The 19,037-nt window shown below is 63.5% G+C and carries 9 protein-coding genes and 1 pseudogene; 8 read left to right on the top strand and 2 right to left on the bottom strand.

Features of this window, described 5'->3' with window-relative positions; all coding sequences use genetic code 11:
• The first annotated feature begins 8 nt into the window (after positions 1-8).
• The 8 genes and pseudogenes from JAO75_RS05255 to JAO75_RS05215 all read left to right on the top strand — a co-directional run bounded on the left by JAO75_RS05255 (position 9) and on the right by JAO75_RS05215 (position 13,438).
• Positions 9-2,489, top strand: coding sequence for an AAA family ATPase (locus JAO75_RS05255; protein WP_199047276.1), 2,481 nt, complete (start codon positions 9-11; stop codon positions 2,487-2,489).
• The gene (locus JAO75_RS05250) at positions 2,476-3,528 is read left to right on the top strand and encodes a metallophosphoesterase (RefSeq protein WP_199047274.1); all 1,053 of its coding nucleotides are present in this window, start codon (positions 2,476-2,478) and stop codon (positions 3,526-3,528) included. The genes JAO75_RS05255 and JAO75_RS05250 overlap by 14 nt, the downstream gene beginning before the upstream one ends.
• A 226-nt stretch (positions 3,529-3,754) precedes the next feature.
• A complete protein-coding gene (locus JAO75_RS05245; RefSeq protein WP_199047272.1) occupies positions 3,755-5,878 on the top strand; it encodes a hypothetical protein in 2,124 nt (707 codons plus the stop codon).
• The gene (locus JAO75_RS05240) at positions 5,875-6,918 is read left to right on the top strand and encodes an OmpA/MotB family protein (protein ID WP_210340169.1); all 1,044 of its coding nucleotides are present in this window, start codon (positions 5,875-5,877) and stop codon (positions 6,916-6,918) included. Before JAO75_RS05245 ends, JAO75_RS05240 begins: the two co-directional genes overlap by 4 nt.
• 40 nt (positions 6,919-6,958) lie before the next feature.
• Positions 6,959-8,299 carry an EH signature domain-containing protein gene (locus JAO75_RS05235; protein WP_199047268.1) on the top strand — a complete coding sequence of 447 codons (1,341 nt, stop codon included), beginning with the start codon at positions 6,959-6,961 and terminating at the stop codon, positions 8,297-8,299.
• Positions 8,300-8,666: 367 nt separating this feature from the next.
• A complete protein-coding gene (locus JAO75_RS25325) occupies positions 8,667-11,684 on the top strand; it encodes an SNF2-related protein (RefSeq protein WP_210340168.1) in 3,018 nt (1,005 codons plus the stop codon).
• A 512-nt stretch (positions 11,685-12,196) separates the two neighbouring features.
• Positions 12,197-12,325, top strand: a pseudogene (locus JAO75_RS05220) (thioredoxin-disulfide reductase); the annotation flags it as partial.
• Positions 12,326-12,547: 222 nt separating this feature from the next.
• Positions 12,548-13,438 carry a LysR substrate-binding domain-containing protein gene (locus tag JAO75_RS05215; RefSeq protein ID WP_199047260.1) on the top strand — a complete coding sequence of 297 codons (891 nt, stop codon included), beginning with the start codon at positions 12,548-12,550 and terminating at the stop codon, positions 13,436-13,438.
• A 328-nt stretch (positions 13,439-13,766) separates the two neighbouring features.
• On the opposite strand, the gene JAO75_RS05210 is transcribed toward JAO75_RS05215, so the two are convergent.
• Positions 13,767-15,503, bottom strand: a complete 1,737-nt coding sequence (locus JAO75_RS05210; RefSeq protein ID WP_199047258.1) for an AMP-binding protein — start codon at positions 15,501-15,503, stop codon at positions 13,767-13,769.
• 143 nt (positions 15,504-15,646) lie between these two features.
• The gene (locus tag JAO75_RS05205; protein ID WP_199047256.1) at positions 15,647-17,686 is read right to left on the bottom strand and encodes an elongation factor G; all 2,040 of its coding nucleotides are present in this window, start codon (positions 17,684-17,686) and stop codon (positions 15,647-15,649) included.
• Positions 17,687-19,037: the final 1,351 nt, after the last annotated feature.

Below are 19,037 nucleotides of genomic sequence, written 5' to 3'. Positions count from 1 at the left end.
AGGGTGCAATGACCGTCCAGGAGAGCGATCTCGACGTCATGATGTCGGCCGCCCGAGTCATCGGGCAAAGGTTGAGCGAGCTGAAGGGCCAGCGCGAGCAACTAGAGCAGGAGCGGATCAGGAACCGAGCGGTCGTGGGCACCGCCAAATGGCGCGTCGAGCAGAAGGCAACGGTCGAGAAGGTCTTCGAGGCCGCGCAGGCGCGCCTGCATGCGAAGGCGGTCGGAAGCTACGAGCAACTGCTCACGATGATTGCCAATGACGTCCTGCCTTCCAAGATCAGGATCCGCCTCGACCTCGGCACAAACAGAAGGAACGGAAAGCCTTCACTCGACATCGTGGCCGAGCGCGACGGGGGGAGCGTCGACGTGAGCAGGGCCTCGGGCGGCAGCCTGATGAACGTGCTCGCGACCGGATTGCGCGTCAGCGCACTCAGCAAGTCGGGCGCCCGGCAGTTCGTGGCGTTCGACGAGAGCGAGTGCTGGATCTCGCCGGACAACGTCCCGGCCTACGGCAACGTGCTCGTCCGGCTGTCGACCGACCTCGGCTTCCAGTGCCTGCTGATCAGCCACCATGACCCGCGGATGTTCCACGGGGCGTTCATCGTCCGACTGGACGGCACTCCCGAGACGGGCCTCGTCGCGATTCCCGAGGGGACCGCCGACGAGGGAACGGAAGCGTCCACGAACCTGTTCAGGTCGATCCGGCTGGTCAATTTCCGGTCCCACTCCGACACCGTGGTGCCCCTCTCCCCGGGGATGACATGCCTCGTGGGTGGCAACGACATCGGCAAGTCCGCAGTCGTCTCAGCGCTGGGCGTGCTCGTCGACGGCGACCTGAAGGACTCCGACATCAGGCACGGCACGAAGGAGGCCGCGGTGGAACTGACGCTGGCTGATGGCCGGGTCGCATCCGTCCGCAAGTCGGCGAAGCGAAAGATGCGATGGGAACTGCGGCTCCCATCCGGGGAGCGCCAGCAGAGCGAGGGCAGCGACGTCCCCGGCTTCATCGCCGATGCCCTCGGCATGCATCTGTCGGAGGACATGAACCTTCACATCGCCCGCCAGACGAAGCCCAACTTCCTGCTCGACGACGACTCGGGGATGGGCACAAAGCGGGCCGAGGTGCTTTCCGTCGGCCGGGAGGCCGTTCACCTCGACCGACTTATGGATGCCTGGCAGAGGAACGTCAGGGACGACGGCGGCACGATCCGCAAGGGTGAGATCGAGGATGCCAGGATAGAGCATCGCCTCAACTCTCTGTCGGCGGTTCCCGGACTGATGGTCGATGCCGAGCATCTCTCGGCCGGCATCGGCAAAGTCCGGACGGCCCGTGCGGACGCGCTCGAGCTTTTCCAGACGACGGACCAAGTGGAGGCGGCGATCACCCGCTGCACCGAGCTCGAGGAAGTGGCAGGAAGGCTCACGCCGCTGTCCGAGCCGCCGATCCTCGAGGAGACGGAGGCACTTTCATCGCTTCTCGGCGAGATCGAAAGGTCTAAGGCCGAGATCGCTTCTGCCTTGGACCGGCAGCGCGTGCTCGCCGCCCTGTGGTCCCCACCGGACCTGGAGCCGACGGATCAGCTCGGGGACATGGTGCGACGCCTCGAGGATGCCTCGAGCCGGGCGACGGTACTCTATGCCGTGAGCCGGGCGCTCGCCGACATTCCAGCTCTCGCTGCCCTGGAAGACACGGCGGGCTTGCTGGAGGCTGCGCGCGATCTGGCGAACACCTCCGCGACCGTGGCGGAGCTGGAGGCGGTATCGGCTGTCCTCGAAGCGGTTCCCGAGCTGCCGACTCTGGAGGAGGACGATGGACTTGAGGCAGCCTCTCTGCGCTTGGACGAGGCCGTAGCCCGTTGCGCGTGGTTGGAACGGGAACTCGCCGCTCTCGCATCCGTGGTTCCACCGCCAACGCTCCACCCGGTCGACGGGCTGATGGAGGCGGCCGATTCCGTCGAGGAAGCTTCGTCCGAGGTCTGGCGCCTCGAAGGGGCTTCGTCTGCGATGGTAGACCTGCCGCCGCCGCCGGAGTTGCAGGACGGTTCCGGGCTCATCCCGATGGCGGACAGGCTGGAGGCAGCCCACAACGAGATGGCCTCGCTGCTGGCCGAGGCCTACGTACTCGATCGGCTAGCATCGCCGCCCGAGCTTGTGGACGCCATGGACCTGGAGGAGGCTGCCACGGGCATTGAGGCGGCCGCCGAGGCGACGACCGTCATCGAGGCGAGGTTTGCCGCGCTCGAGGCGCTGCCGGACCCCCCTGCCGTGTTGCAGACCGATGGCTATCTGGAGATTGTGGCCCGGCTCGAGGAAAGCGCCCAGGCGACCGAGGCACATCGGCAGGAGGCTTCCCGCCTCGACGCCGAGCTGGCCGACGTCGAGGAAAGGCTGCGGGCCTGGAGGGACGAGAACAAGGGCATTTGCCCGACATGCGGACGGGACGGGTACGATCCATTGGCACCGGGAGCCTTCCATGCGCACCATTGAGCGGATTTCCGCCTCCGGCATCCTCCTCATCGGCGATCCGCACGTCAGTTCGAGGCGGCCAGGACGGCGCCGCGATGACGACTTCGTCGAGACGGTGCTGGGCAAGCTGGCCGCCGCTCTGAAGGTGGCCGAGGCAAACCGTCTTGTCCCGATCATCCTCGGCGACCTCCTCGATGCCGGGGACGACAACGACATCCGGATGCTCACGCAGGTCACGCGCGTGCTCCGCTCTTGCTGGTGCACGCCGTGGTACCTGGTAGGCAACCACACCCTCACCATCGGACGCCGCTCAATCCACAAGGAGCTGTCGGACGGCCATGTGCTGACCCTTCTCGCCGAGTCGGGCACGCTGCGCCTGCTCGGCGGCGACGGCGATCCGGACCTTCTGGTGGAAACGCCCACGGGCGACATCCTCGTCGGAGGCGTGTGCTGGGGACGTGAGATCCCCTCCGTCGCCGGGGATGCGTGGACCACGACCAAGGCGGACATCCGCCTCCTGACCACGCATCATGACCTTTCGTTCCCCGGCCGGGTCATCCCCGGCGCGATCCCGTTGCCAAGGGTGACGGGCATCGATCTGATCGTGAACGGACACGTCCATGACACGCGCAAGCCGGTGCCGGTCGGGCAGACGACGTTCTTCAATCCCGGGAACATCACCCGCATGTCCATCGATCTCGAGACGCATGTTCCGAGCGTGTTCTCCCTCATCCCGGGCCGCGAGGACGCCCTCGACGAGTTCCTGTCGCACGTCCTTCCCTACGGACTGAGGCGGCACGTGATCGAGCATGTCGCCGAGGTGTTCGACCACACGGGACGGCGGATCGATGCGACAGAGCCGCCTCTCATTATGGAGCGTCCCGAGAGCAGCTTCGTGAACCTGCTCCGCCAGGAGGCCGAACTTCCCCGGACGGAGGACGGATCCGTCTTCATGGAGGAGATGCAGGCCGTGTTCGATGACCTCGACGTCGATCCGAGGATCAGGGAAATGCTCAAGGGACTGCTTGTCCAAGAAGGCGATACGTCTGGGCGCGCATGATCCGAACCTCTGCCCATCACCGCGACTGTGCTCGGCAATCCTGCTCTGCGCAGCTCAGTTGATGGAACCGGTCCGCCCTTTCCCTGCTCGAACTTTCGTCAAAGCATGAAAGAATAAGCTTAACTAAGGCACTGTGTCCCAGTACGATTCTCTGCCTTTTAGGACTAAGGTCGTAAAGCAACAGTAGAAAATTTTACGGCCGAGAGCCGTTCGGGGGCAACAATTCATGGACCAGATAGTCGCGATCGTACTCGCGCCCATCGGCATGTTCTCTGGCAAGCCATTGGCTGTCGGCATCGCACTTGGCATCCTGGCCAGCGCAGTCCTGATATGGTTGCTGGTCTACTTCTTCGTCGAGCGCAGATTCCTCGGGTCCTACAGGCGAGTCACCCGTGCGCTGAGGACCATCAGGCAAACTGCCGGATCGCAGGAGGAGCGTTTTGCCGCTGCGATAGGCGAGTTCGAGGGTACTCCCCTCGCCTCGGGATGGAGCCAGTACCGCTCGTCCCTTGAGATCGCGAACGGCAACCTTTTCAGCTACACGGACCCTGCACCCTATTTGGCGGCCGATCGGGTACCTGGGCATAACTACGTCAAATGGTCCACGACGCTCGGTGGCGTATTCCTCACCGTCGGCCTGTTCTTCACCTTCGTCGGCCTGTCGGCTGCCCTGCTCCAGGTCGGAGGCGACGGCAACGCCCCGATGGATACGGAAAAGCTCCGGCGAGCCGTGGAAGGTATCCTGGGGGTCAGTTCGGTCAAGTTCATCACCTCCCTGGCCGGCATCGGAGCGTATATTTTCTGGAGCCTCGTCGCCCGCTTCCAAGCCGATGCCCAAGACAGGGCCGTCGAGGGGCTCGTGCATGAGGTCCGGCAGTTGTCCTCCTACGTTGCCCCTGAAATGCTTCTCCAGAAGCAGTTGAAGGCTATTGAGGAGCAGAGGCAGCAATTCCAGACCTTCGGCAATGACCTTGCGGTTGCCATCGGCAACCAGATTGAGATGGCCCTTAAGGCCCGCTTTGAGCGATTGCCCGAAGCCGTAGCCGAGATGGTCGGGCCGGCGGTCGCCACCGCCTTCGAGCCTGTCCGAGACGACCTGCACAGGATTGGCGATCAGATAAAGCAGGCCGGCGGCAACATGGCCGATGGCGCGGGCGACGTCTTCTCCAAGGTCTGGCAGGATGGCATTGGCAAGCATATGGACCTCTTCGGTACCCAGATGGAGAAGACCATCGCAGCCCTCGAGAGCTTGCCGGAGAAGGTCAAGCAGACAGAAACAGGCCTTGGAGGTGAGATCGGGCGGGTCACCGAGAAGCTGAACGAAACCGCCATGAGGCTGAGCGCTACCTTCGAGGAGGGCCAGCGCTCGATGATCACGACCATCTCTGGTTTCAACGAGCAGATCGCGATGATCCCGAAGATCGTCGAGAAAGCCTCCCGCGAGGCGGCGGGGACTGTCGGTCGCTCCGTGGAGTCCTCGCTCGAAAACCTGTCCACGATAACCGCGAAGGCTGGGCAGTCCAGCGCCGAGCAGCTCGGAGCCGAGGTCGCCAAGATCGCGACCTCCCTCGCGGCGTCGGCCGAGAGCCTGCGCGCCGCCGGAGATCACTCGGCGGAGGGCCTCAAGAGCGCCCGGGACGATCTGGCGATGGGCGTGCGCGACGGCATAAAGTTGATTGCGGACACAACGCAGGACGCCAGCGCGAAGCTGTCCGGGACTGTCGCCGCACTGGCCTCCGTCGTGGACGGCCTCTCAAGCCGGCTCGACCAAACAACCAGGCTCCTCGAGACCCAGCAGGGTCACCTGTCGCGGGCGGGCGAAATCGTCGTCGGCGCCTCGACGTCCCTCGCCTCCGCGGCGGGCAACGTGGAGACGGCGACCACACCGCTCTCGGGCGCTGTCAGGACCATCAACCTCGCCCTTGAGCAGGTCACCGGCGCCTCCACGCAGGTGCGTGACGCCACAGCGGCGGGCATGCAGATGGCGGAACTGCTCAACTTGTCGGTAGAGAAGGCTCAGTCGGCGTTCTCGGATCAGGCCACGCGGTTCTCGGACCTGCACGCGAACGTCAACAACACCATGAACGAACTCGTCCAGGGTGTGGTGCGGCTGGGCAACCAGATCTCCGATTGCATCAACACGTACGATGCCGAGATCGCGAGATCGATTGGCAGCCTTGAGAGCGCAATCCTCGACGTCGCGGATATCGTGGACAACAGACGTGCCGGCACGAACGCCCCCATCAAGGTCCCGCCTGCTCCGAGCCCCGCCACGCAGCCCAGCCCAACTCCTGGTGCCGCCCCCAGCGGCAATGGCAGCACCAAAGTGTTCGGTAGGCCGAAGCTATGATGTTCGCCCCCTACTCCAGACCGGCGGATGCCGAGGAGAAGAAGGACGTCTTCGCCCCGGTCGCCGACCTGATGGTGGGCGTGGTCTTCATCTTCATCATCATGGTGCTCGCACTGTCGCTCCTGATGAGAGAGGACCTCGACAACGCCGTGCCTAAATCCGAATACGATGCGATTGTGTCGCGGCTCGATGTGGAGAAGGAGAAGGCTCGTACGGAGGCCGAACGTGCGAACCATGAGGAGGCCACCCGCAAATTGGCTGAGACCGACAGAGACCAGGCACGAGAGCTTGCTCATCGCGAACGTGTGCGGGCCGAGCAGGAGGAAGCCGCCCGCAGGAAGCTCGCCGAGTTCGTCAGGTACATGCGCGACACAGGTGTCGTTCCGATCCTCGGCAAGATTGCCGAGGCAGACAAGCGCCGCACTGAAATCCTTGAGCGGCTGAAGGATCGCCTCTTCGCCAGCAACATCAAGGTGGAGATTGACGCCGAGAACGGCACGCTGCGGCTGCCGAGCACCAAATTGTTCGAGTCCGCCAAGGCCGATCCCACTCCAGTGGGCACCGAGGTCATCAAGTCTCTCGGCGTGGCGATAGCCGACATTGTCCCCTGTTACCTTGCGGACGGCGCCCGGCCGGAGCACTGCCCCCAGACGGACGGGGCCGGGGTGCTGAGCGCGGTATATATTGAAGGGCACACTGACGCCGCCCCCTTCAGGAACACGGTCGACCGCTTCCGTAACAACTGGGACCTGTCGGCTGCGCGTGCGATCGAGGCCTTCCGCATTGTCCGCGAGTCGGATCCCCGGGTATCGGCCCTACGAAACGCCGAGGGCAAGGCGCTGGTCGGCGTCAGCGGGTATGCCGACACGCGGCCATCGACAGAGGGTCTCTCGACAGAGCAAAGGCTCGACGACCAAGCAAAGGAAACGGATCGGCGCATCGAGGTCCGGCTCATCATGGCAGTTGATCAACACGAGGTTCTATCGACCCTCCGCGAGTTCAACGAGCGGCTAGAGGAACTCGATGTCGACCTCGACTGAAGACCCATCGCAAGCCCCCTCCCCGGACGGGACGTTCCGGTTGGGGAAGCTGCTGAACGTCAACCTCAATGGACACCTCCATAAGCTGGCGAACACGATGACCGCGCGCCATGGTGATCCGCAACCTCCGAAGCCACCCGGCGCCTCACTGCTTGCCGACGCCGCGCGGAAGCTCGCCGCGGCCGGAGGCGACCTCGAGATCCTTACGCCTCGGGAGCGGAAGGCCGCCATTGAACTGTTCTGGGTTGGCATGCATGGGTGGGAACCCAGCTTGGAGGACGTGAAGCGGTGGCTCGCCTGGGCAGCGTTAGAGTGGGGATCTCGCGTCGGCATCGCCCGTATCACGATGAGTTACCTCCGCAACTTCGATCCTTCGAGCGAGGCCACGCGCGAGGTGGGCGATTGGCTCGTCCCGAGAGTATCGGAGATTTCCGGACCGTTCGGCGAGTTCATCCGGGCGTACGGCCTGCAACACTGGAGGGAAGCCGTGGATCGGGTCTCCGCTGCCCTCGCGGCCGGCGACCATTCCTTCCTGCAAGACGCAGCCAGCGACGTTCGCTGCCAAGTGGTCACCAACGGATCTGGCTTTCTCGTCGCCCTCGTTGCGTCCATGGGTCGTCTGTGCGGCGCTGGAAAGGTTCAGGATAGCGATCGGCTCGCGAAGACCCTCTTGGGCCATCTCGGAGAACATGGCCTCTCGGGCGCGAGGGGATCGGAGGACATGCGCACCCAAGCCCGCAAACAGATGGTAGCGGGGATCGTGAGGAGCAACTCACTCCCTGGAACCCGCGTGTCGACCGATGCGGCGCTCGAGATCGCGCTGACACTCGCGGGCGATCCCCGCATCTCTCTGGCACTGTGGCGGGACATTGATGACGACGTCCGCGAGGAGGTCGAGTCCTGGCTGACAGCGCGAACGCTCGAGAACCTGTTCCGGGTCATCGACGAGCTGAAGACCGACCGTCCGGACATGTGGGAGGCGCGGCGCGACTTCTGGCGCAGCTATCTGCCGTACATCAAGCGGGCCTATCTGCTCTGCGAGACCAGGGCGATCCCAATCGCGGAGAGGTTGAAGGAGCCACACGGAAGGCTCTGGAGCACGGACAGGAGCCACTGCGGGATCCTGATGCAGATTGTCGGCCCGGAAGGCAGTCGCATCACCGTGCTGGAGGTCAACAAGAACGCCTCGGCCCTCTTCTGGACCACACGTTCCGGTTCGGCACCCGAATTCTTCCGAAAGGATGGATACGACCGCAGCGCCTTACGTGACTCCTGCGACGAGTGGAAGCCTCACACTCACTATTGGCAGTCCAGCTTTGCGCAACTGATCGAGAGCGAGACGGGAATCCGCTACACGCCGTCGGGAGGATGGAATGGCTAGGCGATACACGATCACCGCGACACACCGGGACGGAAATTGGGCCTTCCGATGCATCAAAGCACCCAAGTTCGGCATCGGTTCCGGCACTGTTATCCCGCCAGACACCTGGGAGGAGGCAACGGGCGAAGAGGCCGAGGCGGTCCGGCTCCTGCGCGGCCTGCTCAGCCAGCAGGGCGTGCACTTGACCAACGAAGAAATGGTGGTGTCAGAGGACGTGATCGCGTCGTGGGAAGTGCCCCCCGGGGAACTCGAAGACATCGGCCTTCCCGCGGTCTGCCCGTTCCGACTGAGCATCTCGTCCGCCAAGCCGATCAGCGATCCCTCCGGGAGCATCGACCTCCAGTGGCTCGGCGCCGATTACCTGGCCGTGCCGGCCGTCACGCGGAGCGGCACGCTCCTCAGAACGGGCAAGAGGAACTTCTTGCTGCGCGATCCTCTCCGGTCGCTTGCGGGCGCCGTCGACGCGACGAACGCCGCCGTCGACGTGAACGAGCGCATGAGGCGCTTCGCCGTCGTCCAGCGGCTCCTGATGGAACTGACCGACCAAACCATCGCCCCGGGCAACCTCAAGAACATGGTCATCTACCAGGCCACAGCCCTGGGCATCCGGACGGAGATGGGCGATGACGGATACGTCTTCCATCCCGAGTTGCTCGGCGACATCCCTGGTGAAACGGAGGACACCGCTCCGCGCAGAGTGCCCTTACTGAGCAAGTTCGAGGGGGAGCGGTTCAACAGGCGTATGAACGAGGCCTGGCTGTCCGGTAACGAGGAAGCCCGCCCCAGCTACGTCCTGTCCTCGAACACCTATGTCGTCCTTGATCCCGGCGTCCGGGCGGCGCTTGAGGTGGTTCGGAAGGTTGGAAAAGCCGACCGGAAGACCAAGGAGGAATTTTTCGGGGACACGATGTCCTTCCTCCTGCCAGCACTCGAGGCTGTAGGGTCGGACGGCTCTGTCGTCGAGTTCTCAGAGCGCGTGATCGGCGTCAGCGTCTGGGAGGGTGGCAACAAGCTCGGTGGCGGCGACGGGGATCACGAATGGTTTCCCGATCCCGAGGCGTCCACGTTCATCATCCGCGACGAAGATGGCCGAGACATCGCTATTCCGGGCAAGGAGGCCGAGAGGATCGTCGGCCTGATCAAGCAGGCGATCATCGACGGGGAGCCGACGGTCACGATCGGCGGCGAGGTCTACCGCATTGGACCGCAGATGATTGACCAGGTCATGAGAATCCCGGTCGTGCAGCACCCTTCCGATTCATCTCCCGTCGAGCCCCCGACGGATGATCCCTTACCTGAAGGAAAAAAGCCCGAGCCGAAACGCCCTCCGCACTACTTCTACGTGAAGCCGAAGGGGAACGTGGAGGAGTTGACCTATGTCGAGGACCGAGCTGCGCCGCGCGGCGAGGAGATCAAAGAAGAGCTCGACCTCAGGAATGAGCCGAAGAAACACCAGGCGGAAGGCATCACCTGGATGCGCCGCGGATATCTCGCCGGCATGCGCGGCCTCCTGATGGCCGACGACATGGGCCTCGGGAAGACGTTCCAGGTTCTGGCTTTCCTCAAGTGGCTCCGCCACCGACTGGAGGAGCGGCGCAAGAACGGCGGCGATCCGCTGTTCATGATCGTCGCTCCGAAATCTCTTCTCGGCAACTGGCTCGAAGAGGTTGAGATGCACATCGGCGAGGACGGGCTGGGCAGGCCCGCCATGCTGTATGGCCAGAGCCTCAAGCAGTTCCGGAGCCTCAAGGAGCACAAGCTCGCGCAAGGGGATAAACGCGACATCAAGGTCGGCGTGGCGACTCTCGACCTAGAGAAAATCAAGGGGCACGACTGGGTGCTCACCACCTACGAGACTCTTCGCGATTACCAGATCTCTCTGGCTCGCGTGACCTTCGAGGTCGTCACCTTCGACGAGGCCCAGAAAGTCAAGGAAAGCGGCGCGATGGTGACGGAGGCAGCCCGGGCGCAAAAGGCCTCCGCGCTGCGCATCCTTATGACGGGCACGCCCGTCGAGAACGGCCTGATGGACCTCTGGACCCTGATGGACATTGCCTGGCCCGGACGGCTTGGGTACAGCGCCGCCGAGTTCAAGAAGAAGTTCGCGGCAGACAAGGACGCCGACCTTTCGGAGATCAAGCGGCTCCTCACGGAACCCACGACCGACAACAACATCGTCGTTCCTCAATTGATGCTGAGGCGGATGAAGGACGAGGTTGCAGAGCTGCCGCCCAAGCGGTTCAAGTCCGCAAGGGAGACAATGCCGCAAGTACAGGCGGTCGCGTATTCGAAGGCGCTGGAGTTGCAAGCCCGCGGAGCTGGAGGGGCGCTCGTCGCGCTTCAAGCAATCCGAAACATCTCGTTACACCCGAACTTGCAGGCTTCGATCGACTTCCGGGACGAGAAATCCGTCGACGACTTCATCAACATGTCGGCACGGTTCAAGGTGCTCTTCCGTATCTTAGACGATATCAGGGCGCGTGACGAGAAAGCGCTGGTGTTCATCGACCTGAGGCGGGCGCAAGCCGTCCTGGCAGAACTGATCAAGTACCGCTACAGGCTCCAACACCTCCCGCACGTCATCAACGGAGAGACGAAGGGCGAGGTGCGCGACTCCATCCGTCGGGGCTTCCAGAAGCGGCGCGGCTTCGAGGTCCTGATGCTGGCACCAAGGGCAGCCGGGTTCGGCCTGACGCTGCATGCGGCTAATCACGTGATCCACCTGAACCGATGGTGGAACCCAGCGGTCGAGGATCAGTGCACCGACCGGGCCTACCGTATCGGACAGGAGAAGGATGTCACGGTCTGGATCCCGATCGCCGAACATCCCGAACTGAGCGCGCGGTCCTACGACGCCGTCCTGGACCGCCTGCTGGAACTCAAGAGGAGCCGGAGCAAGGACGTCATCGTCCCTGTGCAGTTCGATCCAGCGGAGCTGGCTAACCTCCATACCTCAGTCTTCGGTGAGTCCCCGATCGAGGACGACGTCGCGAACATGGACTGGAAGCGCTTCGAGGAGTGGACGCTGGAGCGCATTATTGAAGCTGGCTTCGTCGCTAATCGGACACCCTCCAGCGGTGACGCCGGGGCAGACATGATCGTTCACTCGCCAACACAAAGGGATCGTGGTGCTATCGTCCAAGTGAAGCACCGCTCAAGTGGCAAACTTGGACGCGTCAGCGAACGAGAGGTCATCGACGTGCTGCGGGCCAGAGAGCGCTACCCGATTAAAAACCCGTCCATGGTCCTCGTCACAAATGGCTCGGTGGAGCCATCAGGTCATGCGATCGCTAGGGTCCATGAGATTACGGTCGTGGATCACTCTACCCTAGGGAGGGTCGGAGATGTCATCCGCTCAAAGCTCTATGAGGGTATGAACGCTTGATCTCCTAGTCCGACCGGCGTCCCCCCGGTAAGATCCCTCGCCGCGCGTCGAGGATCAGTGAGAGGGACTGCCTCCCTCTCCCCGAACCCCTCTCCGTGTCCGCCTGCCATGGCTGTCGGCCCGAACCCAGTGCCGAAACAGACTAGACAATTCCGCGTTGGGTGCCTGCCATCCCGCCGTGCACGGGTCCCGACAGCACCGTCGGAGCGGTGGAATACCGTTACAGGTAATACATGGCACGAAGACGGGCTGTGCGCCGTCCGCCCGGCTACGGCGCTATGAAGGGCGCGCCGGCCGGACGACGCCCATCCCTCTCAAACCCTGAAATCCCGTGGCGGGTGGCAGAGCCGTGAGACTGTAGCTTCACCGGGTTGCTTTGATTATGCAGCGATGAAACCAAGGCTAAGAAGGCCTGACTCGGATCGAAAAGGCATTCGGCTGTATATATTTAACTGAGTTTGGCTTCTCGTTGCGGAGTCGGTTGAATGCGCAGTGATCCTTGGTTAAGAGAAGCCGCCGGCGACGTGACGGACGACATCTACCGGCAGGCCGTCACATCGGCAGGCATGGGCTGCATGGCGGCTCTCGATGCGGAGCGCTATCTGGCGGCCCTCGAAGCCACTCAGGAAGCCGCCGAATAGATTTGTTAACAACTGGTTAGTCTTCGGGCCGATTTCCTGTTGCGTCGGGCTCGCGGCTCATAAGAGATAAGGTCGCCTTGCGTCTGGAGCATGAGCATCGGACCCAAAAGTGGACACCACTCTTGGGATTCATTCCGGTGCACCTTCTCTTGGCCGGCGCATCGTTCGAGCGGAAAACGGACCCACTTTTCCGCACGATGCACAAGGCGCAAGGGGAATGCCGTGGACTGGGACAAGATCCGGATTTTCTACACCGTCGCCGAAGCGGGCAGCTTCACGCGAGCCGGTGACGATCTGGGCCTGAGCCAGTCCGCCGTCAGCCGACAGATCAGCGCCCTCGAGCGCGAACTGAAGGCGCCCCTCTTCCACCGCCATGCCAGAGGCCTGATCCTCACCGAGCAGGGCGACCTGCTGTTCCGGGCCGCCCGCGACATGCGCATGCGGCTTGAGACCACCAAGGCCCGCCTCGTCGAGACCAGCGAGCGCCCGTCGGGCGAGCTGAAGGTGACGACGACCGTCGGCCTAGGCTCCATCTGGCTCGCCCAGCGCATCGCGGAGTTTCTCGACCTCTACCCGGATGTGCGGGTCGAACTGATCCTCTCCAACGAGGAGCTGGATCTCGCCATGCGCGAGGCGGACGTTGCCATCCGCCTGCGCCGCCCGGCCCAGCCCGACCTGATCCAGCGCCGCCTCTTCACCATTCACTTCCACGTCTACGCGTCGGCCGACTACATCAAGCGGTTCGGCGAGCCCAAGACCCTGGAGGAGTTGGACGAGCACCGGATCGTGTCCTTCGGCGGTCACCAGCCGTCCTATCTCATGGCCGTGCACTGGCTTGCCACCGCCGGGCGCGAGGGGCGCGAGCCGCGCCAGTATCATTACGTGGTCAACAACATCACGGCCCTGAAGCTCGCCGTCGAGACCGGCGCCGGCATCGCCGTGCTGCCGGACTACGCTGTGGTGGGCAATCCGGACCTGATCCAGATCCTGCGCGACGTGGAGATGCCCTCCCTCGACAGCTATCTGGTCTATGCGGAGGAGATGCGCTCCGTTGCGCGCGTTCAGGCCTTCCGTGACTTCCTGATCTCCAAGGCCCAGCGCTGGACGTTCTGAAGCCCGAATCCAAAGCCAAGCTCGATGGCTTCCCGGACTTTGTCACTCATGTGACGAAAGCCATGCGTTATTTGCAGCCCTTTCATGAGGCATGCTGCATTGCAAAGAGGCATGATGCAGTCGATATGAGCGGTGGCTGATTTCAACGCGGCAGTGCTTTCTTCCTCCCGGCGCTGCCGTGTCGGCCGTTCCCTCTGGAAGGTTTTGACTTATTTGTCGGACCTCTACTTTTGCCGGGCCTTTGGCCCGGCTTTTTTCTTTTAGGGCCTGGAGCATCAGACCCAAAGGCGCTTTCCACCTTTGGGTCAACACGATGCGCTGACCGAAGTCAGCTCCAGCGGATGTGGGACTGCTCCGCTTCCTCCTTGAGCGCCCGGCGCAGGACCTTGCCCACGTTGGTCTTCGGCAGGGTCTCGCGGAACTCGATACGGCGCGGCACCTTGTAGCCCGTCATGTTCTCGCGGCAGAACTGGCGCAGCTCGTCGGCCGTGAGGTTCGGATCCTTGCGGACCACATAGGCCACCACCGCCTCACCCGAATGCTCGTCCGGCAAGCCGATGACGGCGGATTCCATGACGCCCGGATGGTTGGCGAGCACGTCCTCGACCTCGTTCGGATAGACGTTGAAGCCGGAGACGAGGACCATGTCCTTCATGCGGTCCACGATCTTGATCTGACCGTCGGGCAGGATGATCGCCACGTCGCCGGTGCGGAACCATCCGTCCGGGGTCATGACCTTCGCGGTCTCGTCAGGCCTTTGCCAGTAGCCCGCCATCACCTGCGGACCCTTCACGCACAGCTCGCCCCGTTCGCCATTGGGCAGGACCGCGCCGTCGCTGCCGCGCACGGTCACGTCCGTCGACGGCAGGGGATAGCCGATCGTGCCGGTGAAGTCCTCGATATCGAGGCGGTTGGCGCAGACGACCGGCGATGTTTCCGAGAGGCCGTATCCTTCGACGATGGGCCGCCCGGTGATCTCCTTCCACTTCTTGGCCACGGCTTCCTGGGTTGCCATGCCGCCCGAGACGGCAAAGACCATCTGGGAGAAGTCCACCTTCTCGATGCCCGGCGCATGCGCCAGGGCGTTGTAGAGGGTGTTGAGGCCGGACATGAGCGTGATGCGGCTCTTCTGCAAAGTCTTGACGAAGCCGGGGATGTCGCGCGGGTTGGCGATCAGCAGCTGGCAGCCGCCGATCCTCGCCATCAGGAGCCCGCAGACCGTGAGGGCGAAGATGTGGTAGAGCGGCAGCGCGGTGACCATGAGATGATCCTCGCGCGTCCCGAAGAAGGGAAGCATCCAGGCCTCGCATTGCAGCACATTGGCCACCACGTTGCGGTGGAGCAGCGTGGCGCCCTTCGCAACGCCGGTCGTGCCCCCCGTGTACTGCAGGAAGGCCACGTCGTCCGGCGAGACGGTGACCGGCTGCGGCTTCGTCCGTGCCCCCTCCGCCATGACGGCCTTGAAGGTCACCGCCTGCGGCAGGCTGAACGGCTTGACCGCCTTCTTCACGCGGCGCGAGACGAGATTGATGATCGCGCCCTTCAGGCCGAGCAGATCGCCCGGCGTCACCACGACGACCCGCTCCAGCTTGATGTCCGGCAGGGATTCCTGGACCGTGGTGCCGAAGTTTTCGAGCACGAACAGGAAGCGGGCGCCGGAATCGTTGAGCTGATAGGTCAGCTCCCGCGGGGTGTAGAGCGGGTTGACGTTCACCACCGTGCCGCCGGCCAGCAGGATCCCGAACAGGATCGCCGGGAAGGCCATGACGTTCGGCAGCATGATGGCAACCCGGTCGCCCTTCTTCAGCCCCTGGCCCTGGAGCCAGGAGGCCACCGCATCCGCATCGCGCCCGAGAGCGCCATAGGTCACGCGCTTGCCGAAGCTCTCGGCGGCCGGCCGGTTCGGGTACTTGGCGAGCGCATTGCGGAAGATGTCGTTGACCGTGCCGATCCCGGCCTCGTCGATCACGGGCGGAACGCTGGCCGGATAGGATTTGAGCCAGGGGCGGGCTGCAGAAGAATGCTGAGCGCCTGGGGTGGCAGGCGCCGGGTTCGTGGCGTTCATCGTCGTCCTCCGCTTCTTGGCGAGGTTTGCTTCATGGGAGATGGCGTCTCCGTCAAAGCGTAACTTGGCGCGGAAGAGATCTTTTGTCGATGGGAATAGTTTAGGCCTGAACCATCCTGTGGGATCGTTCAGGCCTAGAGGGCTCAATGGGCCTTCTGCAGCACCATGTCGGCCGGGCGGCCGCTGAGTTCGGCCATGTGGTCGAACCGGGTCGAGAAGGTTCCGACCCCGGCCGTGGCGGAGCGCAGCTCCACGATGAGATCGCCGATCTCAGACTCGGGGATCGTCGCGCTCAGGACCTGCCACCCGGTCCATCCGGGCCGCTCGTCATAACCGAGGATCTGCCCGCGACGGCCGGTCACCAGGGCCGTGGCCTTGGACAGCGCCTCGGACGGAATCGTGATCTCCACCGACAGCACCGGCTCCAGCAGCACGGGCTTGGCCTTCGGCAGAGCCTCGGCCAGCGCCAGCCTGGCGGCGGCCTGGAAGGCCGCATCCGAGGAATCGACCGTATGATACGAGCCGTCCGTCAGGCTCACGGCGAGATCCACCACCGGGAACCCGAGGGGACCGCACTTGAGCGCGTCCCGCACCCCGGTCTCCACGGACGGGATGTACTGGCGCGGCACCACGCCGCCGGTGATCCGGTCTTGGAAGGCGAAGCCCTCCCCGCGCGGCAACGGCTTGATCTCGATCATCACGTCGCCGAACTGGCCATGGCCGCCGGTCTGCTTGCGGTGGCGCCCGCGGGCTGCCGCCGGCAGCTTGATCGTCTCGCAATAGGCCACCTTGGGCTTTGCGGTCTCCACCCCCACCTGGAAGCGCGAGGCGAGCTTTTCGACCGCCACCCGCAGGTGCATCTCGCCCTGTCCGTGCAGCCGGATCTCGCCCATCTCGGGCCGGGTCTCGACCACCAGCGAGGGATCCTCCTCGGTGATCTTCGAAAGCGCGCTCGAGAGGCGCACGTCGTCCTTGCGGTCCTTGACCTTGAGGGCCACGGCATAGACCGGCTCGGGCGGCGCGACCGACAGGATGGCTTCGGGCCTCGTCTTGCCGGCCGCGAAGCTGTCGCCGGTGGCGATGTTCTCCAACCGGCCGAAGCCGACCGTGTCGCCGGCAACGGCCTCCGCCTTGCGGGTCGTGGTGGTGCCGATCATCGTCAGCAGGCTGCCGACCCGTGCCTCGCCGCCGCGGGAGCCCACCACGTTGTCGCCCTCATGGAAGGTGCCGCGCATGACGCGGGCGATGGAGAGCTTGCCGCCCTGCCCCTGGTGCAGGGTCTTCACGGCCTGGGCCAGCGGCGCGCCCTCTTCGGCGATGCCGAGGCGTGCCCGGGTCTCGGACAGGGTCGGGGCCTCGTGGCGCAGCGCCTTGAGAAGCCGCGTGATGCCGTTGCCGCGCTCGGCCGAACCGATGAGTGCCGGCACCACGTGCCGCTCCCGCAGCTCTTTGGAAAGATCATCGAAGATCTGGTCGCGCGGCGGCTCGATCTCGGAGATCAGCTCCTCCATGAGCTCGTCGTCGTAATCGGCGAGCCGTTCCAGCATGGCGAAGCGCGCTTCCTTCTCCCGCGGCAGTTCGCCTTCGGGAAGATCCACGACCTCGCTCGGCGCATGCTCGCGGTAGATGAAGGCGCGCTCCAGGGCGAGATCGATGAAGCCCACGGCGATCCCGTCCTTCCAGAGCGGGATCTGGCGCAGGAGCAGCGGGGTGCGGGAGGCCTGCTGCAGCAGCGCGAGCGTCTCGCGGATGCGCTGCGTGGCCGTGTCGATCTTGTTGATGAACAGGAAGCGCGGAATGTCCGCCTCCTCCAGCTCCCGCAGGATGATCTCGAGCGCCGGGATCTTGCGCTCGTCCGCCTCGCACACGACGATCGCCGCGTCGCAGACCGGCGTGATGTTGCGCATTTCGTGCAGGAATTCCGTGGAGCCGGGGCAGTCGACGAAGGTCAGGTTCTCGCCCAGAAAGTTCACGCTGGCCACATTGGGCTCGATGCTCATGGCATGGGCGCGGGCCTCGGCGCTCGCATCGCCTACGCTGTCCCCATTTGCCACGCGCCCGGCCCGCGAGACGGTTCCGGTCCGCTCCAGGATGGCCTCGAGAAGCGTGGTCTTGCCGCTCTGAAACGGGCCGACGATCGCGATGCATCGCGGGCCCGAAGCTGGTCTGCCGTTGGGTGCCATAGGATTTCATCCTCCCTGCCCCCGTTGGTGGCGCGCTCTTGTCCAGGGCGCGTTGAGGATGATGGTCTGCCTGTCGTAGCGGAATGGCAAGAGCTTTTGCGGACCAAAGCCGCCTCACGCGGCGGAGGGCTCACTGGTGCTGATCGCCATGGCAGACCGGATCGGACTGCAACGACATCGCGCCCACCGCCTCTAAGGCTGCCCGTGCATCCGCTGGAGGGCCCTGAATTCGCTCCCCAGCGGAATGCCAATCATCCTCTTATTCCGTCAACCATAAGCTGAATATTTGACTCGGATGAATTATAATATGTTATAAAGTATAAAATACCGATCTTTCCGAGGACTAAGACTATGCCGCTCTCACCTTCCGGAGCCCAAATCGACGTTGGCAACAGCGGCGAAAGATTCGACTTGAAGGTAACGGCGCTTAGGAACGGCACCTTTGTCGCTGTCTGGACCCAGTACGACTGGATTGATACCAATGGCGAACTAACTCTGGATGCCAACGTCCTCTTTCAGATTTACAACGCCGACGGCAGCCCGAAGAGCGACCCTCTGCAGGTCAACACGACCGATCAGGGCACCCAACGCACCCCAAGCGTCTCGGCTCTGAACAATGGCGGCTTTGCCATCGCGTGGGAGGACTACAGCGAAGGCTCCGCTTTTGCCAACAGCATCCGAGCCAGAACCTACGATGAGAACGGCATAGCTGCGAGAAACGATTTCCGAGTCGCTCAGTCTGCCTCAGGAAGCTGGAAACTTCCTCATGTAACGGCCTACCGCGACGGCTTCATCGTTTCGTCCAAAGGCGAAAGCTATACCTCGACTCATATCTTCAACAATACGACAGAAACTTTTGGCAATCTGCACAGCCAGTTCCCCGGTCAGAACAGCACGATCGAGTCTCACTCGGTTGCCGCCATCGTTGACGCCCCTTCCGGAGCTCAATTTGCCAACATGTCGATTGTGGGTGTGTTGGAGAAAACCTCCTCAACCGGCACAATCACACTTCGTTCCTACCTGCCCAATGCAATGGTCGGTAGCTGGAGCATAACAGCGGGTGCAAATGCCTCTGACTTGTCGGTGACAGCGTTGGGAGGTGGGCGCTTCGTCGTCACTTGGCTTGGCCACAACGGCACCCCGACGACCAAGCCGTCCGAATATATAATCAAAGGCGTTATCTATAATGCCAATGGGACAGCCCTGCCTGCTAAAAACCTGGTGACCTCGGGCTCGGCGATCAAGTCACCGGTGGTGGCCGCTCTCCCCAACGGAGCCTTCGCCCTCGCATACGTAGATGACAGGAAGATCAAGACGCATACATATGACGGCTCCGGCGCACAGGTAAACG

The sequence above is a fragment of the Microvirga splendida genome (genome assembly GCF_016427565.1).
GTDB classification, from domain to species: Bacteria; Pseudomonadota; Alphaproteobacteria; order Rhizobiales; family Beijerinckiaceae; genus Microvirga; species Microvirga splendida.
Note: the sequence above shows the minus strand (reverse complement) of the source record. Positions and strands in the feature narration are given on the sequence as shown.

What these genes read in the sequence shown, in the direction of transcription:
- JAO75_RS05210 (WP_199047258.1), bottom strand. Translation starts at nt 15,503, where the DNA reads ATGAACGCCACGAACCCGGCGCCTGCCACCCCAGGCGCTCAGCATTCT.
- JAO75_RS05205 (WP_199047256.1), bottom strand. Translation starts at nt 17,686, where the DNA reads ATGGCACCCAACGGCAGACCAGCTTCGGGCCCGCGATGCATCGCGATC.
- JAO75_RS05245 (WP_199047272.1), top strand. Translation starts at nt 3,755, where the DNA reads ATGGACCAGATAGTCGCGATCGTACTCGCGCCCATCGGCATGTTCTCT.
- JAO75_RS05240 (WP_210340169.1), top strand. Translation starts at nt 5,875, where the DNA reads ATGATGTTCGCCCCCTACTCCAGACCGGCGGATGCCGAGGAGAAGAAG.
- JAO75_RS05255 (WP_199047276.1), top strand. Translation starts at nt 9, where the DNA reads ATGACCGTCCAGGAGAGCGATCTCGACGTCATGATGTCGGCCGCCCGA.
- JAO75_RS05250 (WP_199047274.1), top strand. Translation starts at nt 2,476, where the DNA reads ATGCGCACCATTGAGCGGATTTCCGCCTCCGGCATCCTCCTCATCGGC.